13 protein-coding genes and 2 pseudogenes are annotated in these 12,823 nt (G+C 68.2%); 13 read left to right on the forward strand and 2 right to left on the reverse strand.

The genetic code is table 11. From position 1 onward, the window contains the following. Positions 1–116: 116 nt before the first annotated feature. Positions 117–422: a hypothetical protein gene (locus ACIPJI_RS34965; protein WP_356625094.1), complete on the reverse strand. Its 306-nt coding sequence runs from the start codon at positions 420–422 to the stop codon at positions 117–119. A gap of 581 nt (positions 423–1,003) precedes the next feature. Between ACIPJI_RS34965 and ACIPJI_RS34970 the strand changes: the two genes are divergently transcribed. From ACIPJI_RS34970 to ACIPJI_RS35025, 12 genes and pseudogenes are all read left to right on the forward strand, one after another. Then, positions 1,004–1,138 (forward strand): hypothetical protein, encoded by a 135-nt coding sequence (locus ACIPJI_RS34970; protein ID WP_402250960.1) that lies wholly within the window; start codon positions 1,004–1,006, stop codon positions 1,136–1,138. A gap of 110 nt (positions 1,139–1,248) precedes the next feature. Beyond that, positions 1,249–2,418, forward strand: coding sequence for a tyrosine-type recombinase/integrase (locus ACIPJI_RS34975; protein ID WP_402250978.1), 1,170 nt, complete (start codon positions 1,249–1,251; stop codon positions 2,416–2,418). Then, complete coding sequence (locus ACIPJI_RS34980) at positions 2,415–2,759, forward strand: helix-turn-helix domain-containing protein (RefSeq protein WP_402250962.1); 345 nt, start codon at positions 2,415–2,417, stop codon at positions 2,757–2,759. The genes ACIPJI_RS34975 and ACIPJI_RS34980 overlap by 4 nt, the downstream gene beginning before the upstream one ends. Before the next feature lie 9 nt (positions 2,760–2,768). After that, positions 2,769–5,093, forward strand: a complete 2,325-nt coding sequence (locus tag ACIPJI_RS34985) for a hypothetical protein (RefSeq protein WP_402250964.1) — start codon at positions 2,769–2,771, stop codon at positions 5,091–5,093. A 258-nt stretch (positions 5,094–5,351) separates the two neighbouring features. Further along, positions 5,352–5,534 (forward strand): annotated as a pseudogene (locus ACIPJI_RS34990) (protein kinase family protein); the annotation flags it as partial. A gap of 407 nt (positions 5,535–5,941) precedes the next feature. Then, entirely contained in the window at positions 5,942–7,219 is a 1,278-nt protein-coding gene (locus ACIPJI_RS34995) for a CHAT domain-containing protein (RefSeq protein WP_402250966.1), read from the forward strand. 106 nt (positions 7,220–7,325) lie between these two features. Then, positions 7,326–7,586: a hypothetical protein gene (locus ACIPJI_RS35000; RefSeq protein ID WP_402250968.1), complete on the forward strand. Its 261-nt coding sequence runs from the start codon at positions 7,326–7,328 to the stop codon at positions 7,584–7,586. Further along, a complete protein-coding gene (locus ACIPJI_RS35005; protein ID WP_402250970.1) occupies positions 7,583–8,206 on the forward strand; it encodes a hypothetical protein in 624 nt (207 codons plus the stop codon). Before ACIPJI_RS35000 ends, ACIPJI_RS35005 begins: the two co-directional genes overlap by 4 nt. A 23-nt stretch (positions 8,207–8,229) precedes the next feature. Beyond that, positions 8,230–9,789, forward strand: a complete 1,560-nt coding sequence (locus tag ACIPJI_RS35010; RefSeq protein WP_402250971.1) for a hypothetical protein — start codon at positions 8,230–8,232, stop codon at positions 9,787–9,789. A 380-nt stretch (positions 9,790–10,169) separates the two neighbouring features. Next, the gene (locus ACIPJI_RS35015; protein ID WP_402250973.1) at positions 10,170–10,508 is read left to right on the forward strand and encodes a Pycsar system effector family protein; all 339 of its coding nucleotides are present in this window, start codon (positions 10,170–10,172) and stop codon (positions 10,506–10,508) included. Between the two features lie 104 nt (positions 10,509–10,612). Then, a complete protein-coding gene (locus ACIPJI_RS35020) occupies positions 10,613–10,738 on the forward strand; it encodes a hypothetical protein (RefSeq protein ID WP_402250974.1) in 126 nt (41 codons plus the stop codon). Then, positions 10,735–11,274: a GGDEF domain-containing protein gene (locus ACIPJI_RS35025; RefSeq protein ID WP_402250979.1), complete on the forward strand. Its 540-nt coding sequence runs from the start codon at positions 10,735–10,737 to the stop codon at positions 11,272–11,274. The genes ACIPJI_RS35020 and ACIPJI_RS35025 overlap by 4 nt, the downstream gene beginning before the upstream one ends. Before the next feature lie 116 nt (positions 11,275–11,390). Here the strand turns inward: ACIPJI_RS35025 and ACIPJI_RS35030 are convergent, their stop codons facing one another. After that, complete coding sequence (locus ACIPJI_RS35030; protein WP_402250976.1) at positions 11,391–11,666, reverse strand: hypothetical protein; 276 nt, start codon at positions 11,664–11,666, stop codon at positions 11,391–11,393. 563 nt (positions 11,667–12,229) lie between these two features. Between ACIPJI_RS35030 and ACIPJI_RS35035 the strand changes: the two are divergent. Continuing rightward, positions 12,230–12,823 (forward strand): annotated as a pseudogene (locus tag ACIPJI_RS35035) (IS5 family transposase); the annotation flags it as partial.

Consider the following 12,823-nt stretch of genomic DNA (forward strand, 5'->3'; position numbering starts at 1 on the left):
ATACGCGAAGCGAAACTGGTTCGCCTACATCGCCTGTCGCAAGCAAACCTGACAGACCGCGCTCAGCCCGCTCCAAGACCGACCGAGACTCGTTGCCCGCGCGTACCACGAAGCGTCTACTGGCCAGAGTGATCGGTGAACGAGATCGGCTTGCCGGTGGCGTGGGCGTATGCGATCTCCCTGCTCGTTGACTCGCCGATATACCCGCCTGGGTTGACGACCAGAACCCGGTCAGCCAGGTCGATCTTGCGTAGATGGAGGGCGTCCAGCGCGATCTTCTGCTCGTTGGTGATCAACTCGTCTGCCTCGCCGGGCGCGACGACGATGGCACCTGCGAAGGTCAGATCACGGTTCGCCGCACGCATCTCGTCCACGAACCGGGTAGAGCCGCAGATGCAGACGATCTCAGGTCGGTCGGGCACGGCTCAGTCCTTCGGGTCGAACGCGAACCGTCAGTTGCACGTTGACATCACAGACGGGCACACGAGCCAACAGTTTACGCAGCGAGATGGACACCACGCGGCTGCATCGTCGCAGGCAAAGAGCGTGGCCCGGGCTGAGAATGACGCTGCTCGACGCCGCAGTCCGGGGTGCACCCGGCTCACCAGCTTCCTTCAGCAACACGGCCGCATCCCTCAGCGCTACCGGCACCGCCTCTGCGGCACCTCCGCGCCGGCATACGGCACCTGCAGAACAAGTGCGCTCCGCCAATACCCCTCAAAACCCTGGGCTCCTGCCTGGAGTGCCACGACGGCACCCACGCCGACCCCACCAGCTCCACCGCTCCCCCGGCCATGCACCAGCTGGCCGCGTGAAATCCCGGGGCGGCCGCAGCATCGGCTAATGAGTCGGCCGCCCCGGAGGCCCTCCCCTGTCTCCAGAGCGCTCTGAAAAGGGTGGAGGGCTTCCTCAGCATGCACCACGCCTCCCGGCTCTGACGCAGCAGCCGCCAGCCAACGACGTGCCGCCCAGAGACCACCCATGACAAGGAGAACCCAGCCACATGACCACGATCCCTGTGCCCGACATGGACAAGAACCTCGACCACGCCTGCGCCACGGTGGCCGCGAGATTATTGGAGTACGCGCGGGTTCCCGGAGGTCTCTTGGTGGCCGCGAATCCGCATCTCAGCTGGTAGATCGCCCTGTGTGGGTCGTTCACTCGTTGGTGTGAGATCTCAGCAGTAACTCGCAGATTCTGCGAGTGATCGCCGTAATCTGCGGCTTCGTGTCAGATTTCGAAAGTTGCGTGCTGACGCTCGTGCGCCCCGGGCCAGAGTCGGCCGTGCCGGTAGATCCGGCCGCGGTGTCGGTCGAGTCCGGCCTTGCGGACGTCGTCACCCTTCAGCGGCGCCGCCAGGCCCGCATCTCGGAGCACGACGAGGAGAGCTTCTTCCTCGACACGCTGTCCGAGTACCAGTGGGCGAGGGACGCGGCCGGCCTGGCACCGACGACGCTCGACGGGCTGATCAAGCCGGTGATCGAGGTCTGCGAGTTCTACGGCACGGTGCCATGGAAGCTCTCGCCCCGGGAGGTGGACCGGTACTTCGCCGGTGCGGGCAAGCGTGCGCCGTCGACCCTGCGCGGCAAAATCAACAAGATCGACGCCTACTTCGCGTTCCTCGAACAGCGCTATGCCGGCGAGATCATGCGCCGCTTCGGCCACGCCGTCGAGTCGCCGATCGACCCGTTCAACCGGCCCCGGCACCGTGGCGACTTCGGCTTGCGTGTCCCGCCCTCGCAGACGGCGATGCGGGACTTCTTCGGCCGCTGGCGCGAGGACCTGCCAAGCGCCCGGAAGTACCTGGTCGCTTGCCGCGACTACGTGATGACGAAGATCGCGTACCTGTCCGGAGTCCGGGCCAACGAGCTGTGCGGGGTGTGCATGGGCGACCTGCACTGGGAGCACGGCCAGTGGGGCCGCTTCGTCGTACTCGGCAAGGGGGCCGGCGGGTCGGGGCCCCGGCCGCGCGAGGCGTACATGTTCCAGGAGGGCCGGGCCCTCCTGTGGTGGTACATCGAGGAGATTCGTGGCGAGTTCGGCGACGACGCCGAGCACCCGAAGGCGCCGCTGTGGCCATCGGAGCGCAAGCCCACCGCAGTCGCGGCGCTGAACCTGCCGATCGCCCCAGCGATCGTCCCCTCGACGTTCCGTCGGGCCCTGCACAACGCGGCCGGCGCCTATCTGACTGGGCCGGTCACCGACCTGTTCCCGCACCTGTTGCGGCACGCCTGCGCCACCCACAACTACGAGCGCGGGATGACGCTGTGGGAGGTGCAGAAGGTCCTGGGACACGCCTGGGCCACCACGACACTTCGGTACATGGCGACCGCGCACGCCGAACCGGAGCACGCGAATCTGGCGGCCAGCGCCCGGGCTGCCCAACGACTGGTGATGGACAAGGGGAACCTGCGGTGAAGTGGAATCTGCGGATGGTCGCCGCCCAGCGGGACTTGTGGCGGCCGACCGAAGTGCTGGCCGCGTTCCAGCAAGTGGGGTTCAACCCGTCGCTGAGCAAGGTCGCCGCGCTGTGGGGCGGCAAGCCCGTCACGGTTCGCCTGGACGACCTGGACCTGATGTGCGCGGCGCTCGACTGCACGGTCGCCGACCTGCTCCAGGCCGAGCCCGTCGCCGGCGCGCAGGCCGCCCAGGACTCCGGCCAACTGGCGATCGGCGCCGAGGGGCGGGAGCCGGGGCCGGTGAGGCCCGTCCCCCGTACCCGCCACAGCGGCGGGCCGCGTTCACTGCCGCCGAGCTGAGCAACGGGCATGGCGAAGAAGACGGGGCGTGCCCGCAGCTGCGAGATGTGCCTGAACTGGTCGGTGCTGTACGGGCGCCGAATCTGCCACGGCTGCGAACACTGGAAATACGATCACCCCGCACGCGGGATGTGCCCGCGATGCCGACACGAGGCCCACCTCAACACCGAGGGACTGTGTAAGCCCTGCCTTCAAGCCATCCGGGCCGAGGACGACGCGGGTTGGGCGCTGGCCGTCCCCGAAGCACCGCCGCGTGCCCTTCAGCTCACGATTGGCACCTACCGCCACTACGCGACGCAGGCCCGCAAGATCGTGCACGGTGAGAGTGGCGGGCGTGGGGTGAACGCCAGGTGGAGACGCATGCTGAGTCAGCAGCGCGAAGAGCCGGCCGGTGCGGCGGTACTGGAGCCGCAGGTGTGGGGCCAGCTTTCCTTGTTCACCCTGCCGCGCACCCTTACCGACGCCACAGTCCGCGCTATCGCCACCCGGATGGTCTCCGGCTGGGACCAGGCCAAACCGGTGCTGGAAGCGTTGACGGCCGAGCGTCGCTTGACCAGGGCCTGGTACTACCTGGCCGCCAAGATGGTTCGCCTCGCTCTGGCCGTGCGTGAGGCGGACGGCGGCTCGACGGCCCCCGAGACGTTGTTGCGGGATCTGCCGACGAATGGTGACACGGTCTGCCTTGTCCTGCTACGCGCCGGCCTGCTGGCCGTGCCTCAACCCAGACATCTCGCCCGGGCCGGCCGACCCCAGGCCCCCGACGTCACCTCAGGCCCGAACTCATGGTTCGCACCGCGCCAGTGCAGCGACTGTCAAGCCTGGATGCCCAGGAGGCGGGATGCGGGATTCCTCTGCGACCCCTGCCGGTACTGGCGGGAGCGACAACAGCCAGGGGACTGCACGCGCTGCCACCGGGACGCGCTGCCACTGCGTGCCGGCCACTGCCGCACCTGCCATCCCCATCGCGACACCGACCAGGTGCGGCCGACCGCCGTGGCAGCCACGCAGCTAGTGATCGACCTGCCCGTCGGCGCCGACGGGCAGGCCATGCCGCTCCAGGACGACAAACTCCCGCCCATACCTGCGGACATATCGCCTGCGGCGACCATCTGCCCGGGGCAGGAAATCCTGTTCACCATGCGCCGCAATTGGTCGCCGGTGCTGGCCCGGCTGCGGAGCTGGCCACCGGGCGAACTGCCTCTGACTGCTGCGGCCGCCGCGCTGGTGGAGGACTTCGCTGAGCTTCGCCGGAACCAGCAGACGTCAGGCTTCCGCAAGAACATCCGCACCCTCACCATCCTGGGGTACTGGCTCGGTGTCGAGAACGCCGTCCACGAGCGCGACGTCCATGACCTGGCCCGGCTGGATACGCACCTCGCGGCCAAGCCCGTCTGCCAGTTCCTGCGCGCCCGTGGCCTGCTCGTCGACGACCCCGAGCTCCACCAGGACAGCGACCTGGCCTGGATCGAAACCGCACTCCAGGCGCTACCGCAACGCGTCGCCGACGAGGTCCGCGCATGGGCGGAAGTGCTGCGCGGCCAAGGCCCCCGTGAGAACGAGCCGCGCAGCTGGTATGGCATCCGCCGATACCTGACCATCCTCCAACCGACCCTCACCGCGTGGAAGGAGGCCGGCATGACGACCCTTCGAGAAGTCACCCCGGACCACCTCCAACACGCCCTGGAAGACCTGGCCGGGACCGCCCGACGGCAACTCGCCACCTCGCTACGTAGCCTGTTCCGGGCTCTCAAACGGAAGCGGCTGGTCTTCCACGACCTCGCCCGTCACTTGGCCGTGGGTGATCTGACAAGCACCCCACGACCGGTGCCCTCCGACTTGCTGGCCGGCCTACTCGACCACGCCGCTACCCCGTTCGCGCGGCTCACCATCGCCCTGGCCGCCATCCACGCCGTCCCCGCCACCGAGATCCGCACCGCGCGCACCGCCGACCTGAACCTCGCCCGAGGCACCCTCGAACTGCGCCGCGGCCTACTGCGGCACACCCTCTACATGGAAGAACTCACCCACCACCTCGCCGCCGACTGGCTGACCTACCGCCACCAACGCTGGCCCGCCTCCGCCAACCCCCACCTGCTGGTCAGCCAGAAAACCGCACTCGACCCCGACCACCCGGCCGTGCACAGGAACACCCTGCAGCAAGTTCTGCCCAAGGGCCTGACCCTCGACAGACTGCGCCAGGACCGCATCCTCGACGAAGCCTTCACCACCGGCGACCCGCTCAAGCTCATGAGGCTCTTCGGCATCACCGAACAGACCGCCATGCGCTACGTCGGCACCGCCTACCCGGAGCGAACCGCGAAGCTACCCCGGTAGCCAGACGTCCACCGGTCGCTGTGTCACTTTTCAGAGATGTCGTTTCGAGATGAGTTCGGGAGCCACTTGGGGGCTTTTTCATGATCAATATCGATGTGAATTGATGTCACTGGGGCGCTGCGGCAGCCGTCAGGGCGACAGGAGCGGATCATCGCCCTCGACGTCAGAGGGTGGCGAATAGCTCCTGTCCGTGTGCTCGTTGACCTGGGGGCCCGAGAGGCGGGTGCCCGGATGGAGGCATAGGCGAAGAGCTGTGACATGTCCCGCGGTGCTCGCCTGGCCGCCCACGGTGCCGTTTCCACATCGTTGGCGCTATGCAGTGATCGCAGACTGCACGAGCTCGTGGCCGGCGCTACACCGATCGGTTCCGGCATCGGCGGGAAGACAGCACTGCTGGAGGTCGACGGAACCCTGGTCTTCGCCAAGCAAGTACCCCTGACAGGTTGCCGTCCCGTCAGCACCCGACACCCGCTTTCGGCACAGATGGAGCGGCCGCCCTTCGCTGTCCGGTCGCTGCGCAAATCACGCGCACGGACCATGCGGCGAAGGCGTGGCCGCCTGAACTCCAGCCCGCCTTGGTAAACCGCCATGGCGTCGACGGACGTGGTCTGCTCCAGCTCCTCCGCTGTCAGCAGCACCGGCAGGCCGCGCTACTCGAGCACTTCCATCTTGTGCGGAGGGGCCACGCTAGTTCTCACCCGACCGGGTCCGCGGCTTCCAGGAGTGGGGTGGGCATTACGGGCTACTCTGTCGAGCTGTAGGTCTGTCTGGGCCGGGGCCACCGGAGGGCGTAGTTGCAAATTGCGGACACGGGGGCGGAACCGGAACGGCATCGTGTCGATCAACGGATGGCCCTTGCCCGGGAATGGGACCGCCTCGTGGCGCGGGTGCGCGAGCTGGGCAGGGACACCGGTGACCGGCAGCTGGCGAACTTCCTGCAGGCTCCCCGCGCCCCTGATCTCTTCCCGCCCGCGGACGAAGGCACCGTGGCCGTGCTCAACATCAGCCGCTGGCGCTGCGACGCCCTACTGGTGACCTCCGGCGGCGTCGTGATCGCACCTCTGCCCGCGGTGTCCGCCGAGGTGCTGGACAGACGGGTCCGGCAATACGTGGACCGTCTGTTGCAGGCTGAGCGGACGTCCGCGGAACTGGCGCTGGCTCTGAGCCGCTTCGCGGCAGGCGACCACTCCCCCGATATCCACCGCGCGATCGCATCGTTGCGCATCGCGGTGGCCCGTGCCCGGCGGGAAGCGGATTCCGGCCTTCGGAGGCTGGCGGAGCAGCTGTGGGACGAGATCGCCGAACCCGTCCTGCGCACCCTAGGGCACACCGCAGACCCCGCACCGGGTACCCCGTACCCGCGGGTGTGGTGGTGCCCAACCGGTGTGCTGAGCCTCCTGCCGCTCCACGCCGCCGGGTACCACGACGCGCCGGGCGGCGGGACGTCGGACTCCGTCCTGGACCGGGTGGTCTCCTCATACACACCTACCCTGCGGGCGTTGCGCGAGGCGCGGCAGCGACCACCTTCCCCTCTTCAGGGCCGCCTGCTGTACGTGGCTCCAGAAACCCCCGGACAGCCCCAGCTGGCCTCGGTCGCCGAGGACAGCGCCCTTGTTGAGGAGTATTTCGGGGGCCGCCTCACCAAGCTGGACCGAGCGGGCGCCACGGTCGGGACAGTCCGCGCGGCGATGGCAAAGCACCCCTGGGTCCACTTCAGCTGTCACGGAGATCAAGATCTCTACGAACCGCAGCGTGGCGGCTTGCTCCTGTACGACGGCACGCTCACGGTCGCCGACGTCATCGGCGACCACTACGGTGGCGAGTTCATCTTCTTGGCAGCCTGCAAGACGGCGACAGGCGGTCTCGTCCTCTCGAATGAGGTGATCACACTCGGCGCTGCACTCCACTACGCGGGATTCCGACACGTGGTGGGCACCTTGTGGTCCGTCGATGACAGGGCCGCCCATGAGATCGCCCGGGCCTTTTACCGGGGGGCCGCTGGCGACCGGTCCGTCTTCTCACCCGCCCGTTCGGCCGTGGCACTGCACCGGGCCGTACGCGAAGTCCGCGCACGCAGACCCCGTCAGATTGGCGCCTGGGCCCCCTTCACCCACACCGGCCCCTGAGACGCCTTCCCATTGCCCCGCACCTGTTTCACGCACCAGATGAAGGACCGACATGGGAACACCACTCGAGTACCAGGAAGTCACCGATCCCTCTTACAGTACGGCCGTGGCAAGCGACCACACGCTAGTGCCCGTCGGCGACGAGGAGTACGTCCTCCTGTGCGACTGTCCCCGCTGCGGGGCGGCTCTTGAACTGCCGCTCTTCGCTGGTGTCTTCAGGCAGTCCGCATCAGCCGGCCAGGGCGGTGGAGGAACGAGCCACGTGGAGCCCATGAGCTGCATGTGCCTGGACGACCACCCGAACCGCCCCCATGACCGTACGGGCTGCGGCGCCTACTGGACCCTGACCATCACGAGTACGCCATGAGCCCGCTGAGCATCTCGCCGGGCCGCCATGCGAAGCGCGAAGACCTCCTGGCAGCGCAAGAGCGCGCGCGTCTGATGCGGGAGGAACTCCCGCGGGTTCGTTCGGCGGCCACTGCCTGGCGCAATGCGCTAGGCGCCCTCCTGGTCGGGCTCATCGGCTTCGGTCTCATCAAAGGTCGTACCGATGTGGGCCAGTTGGCGAAGCCCTGGGCTGCTGTAGTGGGGATCCTGTTGCTGGCCGCGTTGGTCTGCGGGACGTGGGCGGCGCTCTCCCTAGTCCGTGCTGCCCACGGCAAGCTGGACCTGACCCCGCTGCGCGGCGGTCTGGTGCGGAGCGGCATCGAACACACCGAAGCTCGCTCAGCACTGCTGGCGCTTCGCCGTGGTGTCGTGCTGACCCTGGTATGCACGGCGCTACTGGTGACGGCGGTAGGCACGACCTGGTACGGGCCCGCCGCGAAACCGCCCGGTGTCGAGGTAACCACACCATCCGCCGGGAAGGTCTGCGGGCAGGTGGTGCGGGTAAGCTCCGGCACCTTGGTGGTGAAGACGCGTTCAGGCGAAGTCGGCGTCCGGACAGCGGACATCGCGCAGATGGCGGCGGTGGATCAGTGCCCCTGAGACGGATTCTGCTCCGCAGGTACATGCTCAAGGAGGTCGAGCGGGCCGCTGAGGCTGCAGAGACCTGGGACCCCGACCAGTTCGTCGAGCATATCGAGGTGCTCCACCGACTCCTGCAGTATGCGGAGCTATCACCGTTGGACCGGTACACCGGGGAGCGGTACCTGGGAACGCTACTCCTGAGGCTCCACCAGCTGAACACCAATACGGAAGCCCTCGACTGGTGCATCGAGCTCTTTCGCAGCGCCGCGAACTTCGGCACGGGGATCTCCCGGGTTGCGGACCTGTCGGCTCTGGCCGGGGCCCTGATGCAACGCTTCTGGTCCAGCGGTGATGTCGCCGAACTCGACGAAAGCATCTCGCTGCACCGCGCATTGCGGAAGACCGAGCTGAGTGCACCTCTCGAGCCCAAACCCAGTCCACGTGAGTTGGCGTCCTTGCTCCTCAAGAAGCCCGGCCTGTCCCGTAACCGCAGGCTGGAGGCGCTGGACTGGACACTCGAAACAGGCATCGTCTTTGGTGCATCGAGCCTGGCCGACGCCCTCTACATGCGTTTCCTGTTCTTCCGCCAGATCAGTGATCTGGAAGAGGCCATCACCTATGTCAGTGAAGCGATTGACCGCTCCCGCTCCACCCGGTTCGAGCGGGAACGCCCGGGCGAGGCAAAACGTGACCGAGGCAAATTCCTCTCGAACCTCGGACACTACTACGTGGAACGCTTCGAGACTCTGGGGCGAAGCGAGGACCTCGACGCCGCCGTGGGGTGCGTGCGGGAGGCTGACTCCCTGCTGCCGCCCGGCGACCGGGAGAGCACGACGCTGGCCCGCAACTACGTACGCGCCCTGACCGTCCGCGGCCGGGTCAACTCAACGCTCGCGGACTACGAGGAAGCCGCCCGGCTATTGGACAAGCGGGACCCGGAAGGCACCGTCTGGGAGACTGTCGTGCAGCTGCAGCTCGGCCGGGCCGCGCTGACCGGTTCGGATGAGGACCTTGCTGCGGCGGTCGGCCGGCTCCAGGATGTGATGGCGAGCGTGGAGGCCGGCGAGGTCATCGATGGCCCGCACCGCGCGAGGGTGCTCACGTTGCTGGCGGGTGCGTTGGAACAGCAGGTAGTCGCGCTCGGTCAGGACTCCTCCGCAAGCCGGGAGGCGATGCTCGGCCGGGCCGAGGCGGCCTGGCGTGAGGCGGCTTTGCTGCCGGACGCCGCATCGTGGTACCGGCTGCGGGCGGCCCAGGGTTGGGCCGCCCTGACCATGCGTGAGCGGCCCGGCTCCGCCGACGCCGTCGACGCATGTGCCGTGGCTGTGGAAATCCTGCCGATCGCTGCGTGGCGCGGCCTGGACCGGGTCAGCCAGGAACGGGTACTTACCGAGGCCGGGGAACACCTGGCCACGGACGCCGCGGCCGCGCTCACTGCCTCCGGCGCCCCGGAACGTGCCATCGAGCTGCTGGAGTTGGGGCGCGGAGTTCTGTGGTCCCACGGCCTGGACACCCAGACCGACCTACAGGTGCTCCGAGCCAGGTACCCGGATCTGGCGGACCAGCTGACCCGCGTACGGGTGCTCCTCGAAGGGGCTTGAGCGCGGCTCCCAGATCTCGTCGACGCGTGCAGTCAGGCCGGGAGCCCAGGCCTCGACCACATATTGCACGCAGCCCTCATCGAATGGCTCCTGTCCGCTGAGCCGCACGCCGAGGCCACGTCGTCCAGGGAGCGGATGGTTACGCCGGGCTTGTCGTCTCTGCCGCCGTCCGGGGAGGTCATGGGCAAACGCTAGGCCAGCACCACGCGCGACGTCATTTGGATTCATCGGTGGTGGCGTCCGAACTCGTATGAGAATGACTGGCCAGCACCAGATCCACGCCCGAGTTCCCGCCCTTACGCGTCCAGGAATTCGCGAACCTGCGCGCTTCCGCCCGCACCGACGCCAAGGCCTCCTTACTGCTGGCCTTCAATGAGGCGGTGCTCGCTGGAGTCGCCTCCGCGGCCGACAAGGACCTGCCACCGGTGACCATGGCGTTCGGCGCTCTTGCCGTCCTTGTCCTGGGCGCCGCCGCCGTGCTGCTGCTCCTGGTCGTCCGGCCCCGGCTCAGTGGGGACGACCGGGCCTCGTTCCCGTACTGGGCACGCCTCGACGACGACGAGATCCGAGCCAGCCTGACCAGCGACACCCGGGCCGCACGCATCCGCGTCCTGTCGACCATTGCCGTCGCCAAGTTCACCCGCCTGCGCCACGCAATCCACCTCGGCCTGACCGCGCTCGCCCTGCTCGCATCGGCTGCGGCGGGCGTCCTGATCTGACCGAGAGCCGGACGGCACCACTGACAGACAACGCCCGGGCGGCACCGCCAGCAAGCACAGCCGCCAGCCCGGGCTCCCTCTCAACAGGAAGAGGAAAACCCAGTATGAGCACCGCGCCGTTATCCCGGAAGACGCTCCACATCACCGCGGCCGCCGTACCGCTGGCCGGCTGGGCCCTCCACACCGCCGTCCTCCACCGCCGCCTCACCAACGCTCAGCGCGACCCCTGACCGGCACCTGGCGACGCGAAGCCTTCACCCACCGCGCCCAGCGTCTCCTCGGGCGCCGCCCGCACGACGTGGTCCTGATCCTCGCGGACGCCGACCACTTCAAGCGACTTAACGACGACTTCGGTCATGCCGCCGGCGACGCCGCCCTCGCCGCGATCGGCACCCGCCTCACCGCATGGGCCGGACGCCACGGCGTCACGGGACGCCTGGGCCGCGACGAATTCGCAGCACTCGCCCCCATTGAACCCCGGCACCAGGAGCTGCGCCTGGACCACCTCACCCGCCTCATGGCACGGCCGATCCCGTACGGCGAGGACCGACTGCCGCTCGCCGTCTCGCTCGGTGCCGCCACCCTCGCCGCGGTCGGCAGCCGCGAACTGCCCGTGCTGATGAGAGCGGCCGACACGGCGATGTACGAGGGCAAGCACACCGGCCGCATCGTCCACGCCCGGCCCGACCACGCCCAAACCTCCACGATCAACGGTCGCCGGCAGGGACGGCCCGGCACCGCCACCCGCACCGCGCCCACGCCATGAACCGACCGGGCAGACGCTCGGGTAGCACCACTCGGAGGCCGCGCACCTCCTTCCCGGCCGGGCGTGGCGCTCCGCCGTCCTCAGCTCGAGCGGCCGTTCCAAGGACGGCGGTTGCGCTAGAAGATGCCGGTGATGGTGGTGCTCCAGGCACCGCTGCCGACCAGTCGGGGCGAGCGATGCGTGGTCGGGCCTCCCGGGTAGAACATGAGGCACCCGGTCGGGCAGGTAGTGCTGGCTGCGGTGCCGTTGCTGTCGACGTAGCTGCCCGTGTAGTCCGGGTCTGCAGGTGTGGTGGCCCAGAAGTCGCCGTAGGTCTCGCCGATGGTGGGCTGGAACTGGCGGAAGGTCGATGTCTCTCCGGTGTCCGGGTCCTGCACGGTGGCGTGGACCACGCTGCCTTGGATGTTGCCGGGTGAGGTGAGAAGCGGCCGCCGTGTCAGGTCCCAGCTGGCGTTTCCGTAGACCGCGCGGCTGCCGAGTATGTAGACGCCTGCTGAGTCGATCTGTCCGGAGTACAGGTACAGCGTGCCGGTGGACGGGTCACGTGCGAGGAGGTCTCCAGTGCCGTGGTCCCCTGATCCTCGGAGACTGCGTCCACGCCCTGCGCAGCGCCCTGGACGCCTGCGTGTGGGCGGCCCCCGGACCGGATCTCGGCGTTGTACTGGTCGTACCCGGAGTTGTCGACCGCCGGTACTTCCCAGCTGCCCAGGGTGTGTTGGAGAACCGAGTCGAAGTCGTTGACGACCCGGGCGGCGATGTACTGCGCAGGCCGGGTAGCGGGCACCGCTCCTTCCCCATCGAGGCGAGAGCGCTTGTCCTCAAGTTCCGCGATCCGCGCATGCAGTTCCAGCCCTCGCTCGACTGCAGATTGAGGGCCCTCCCTGAGCGGTGCGACTCGGCTTCGGCGATGACTTCGTCCAGCACCTCCAGGTCGTCCTTGACGGTCTGCCAGGTCCGGGTGCTTTCTTCCTGTTCCCGAACCAGGGTCTGGGCCAGGCTGCACCGGGTCATCCTTGACGAACTCGGTGTCAGAGGAGAGCTGGACTGGTCGAGGTGCGCGATCGACTCCGTCAGCGTGCGGGCGGCAAAAGGGGGCCACTGACCGGACCGAATCCGACCGACCGCGGCAAAAGTGGATCGAAAATCCACCTGATCACGGACCGGAACGGACTACCCTTATCACTGGGCATCTCCGGCGCCAACACGCACGACAGCCTCGGCCTGAAACCGCTCGTGCGCGGCATCCCGCCCATCCGCTCACGCCGCGGCCCGCGTCGCCGACGGCCCGGCAAACTCCATGCCGACAAGGGCTACGACTACGACCACCTGCGCCGATGGCTCCACCAACGCCGCATCCGCCACCGCATCGCCCGCAAGGGCATCGAGTCCTCGCAGCGGCTCGGCCGACACCGATGGGTGGTCGAAAGGACCGTGTCCTGGCTCGCCGGCTGCCGCCGACTCCACCGCCGCTACGAACGCAAGGCCGAGTACTTCCTCGCCTTCGTCGGCATAGCCGCAGCCCTCATCTGCCACCGCCGGCTCGCCCGTG

The sequence above is a fragment of the Streptomyces sp. NPDC086835 genome (genome assembly GCF_044745705.1).
In the GTDB taxonomy this organism is placed as follows: Bacteria; Actinomycetota; Actinomycetes; order Streptomycetales; family Streptomycetaceae; genus Streptomyces.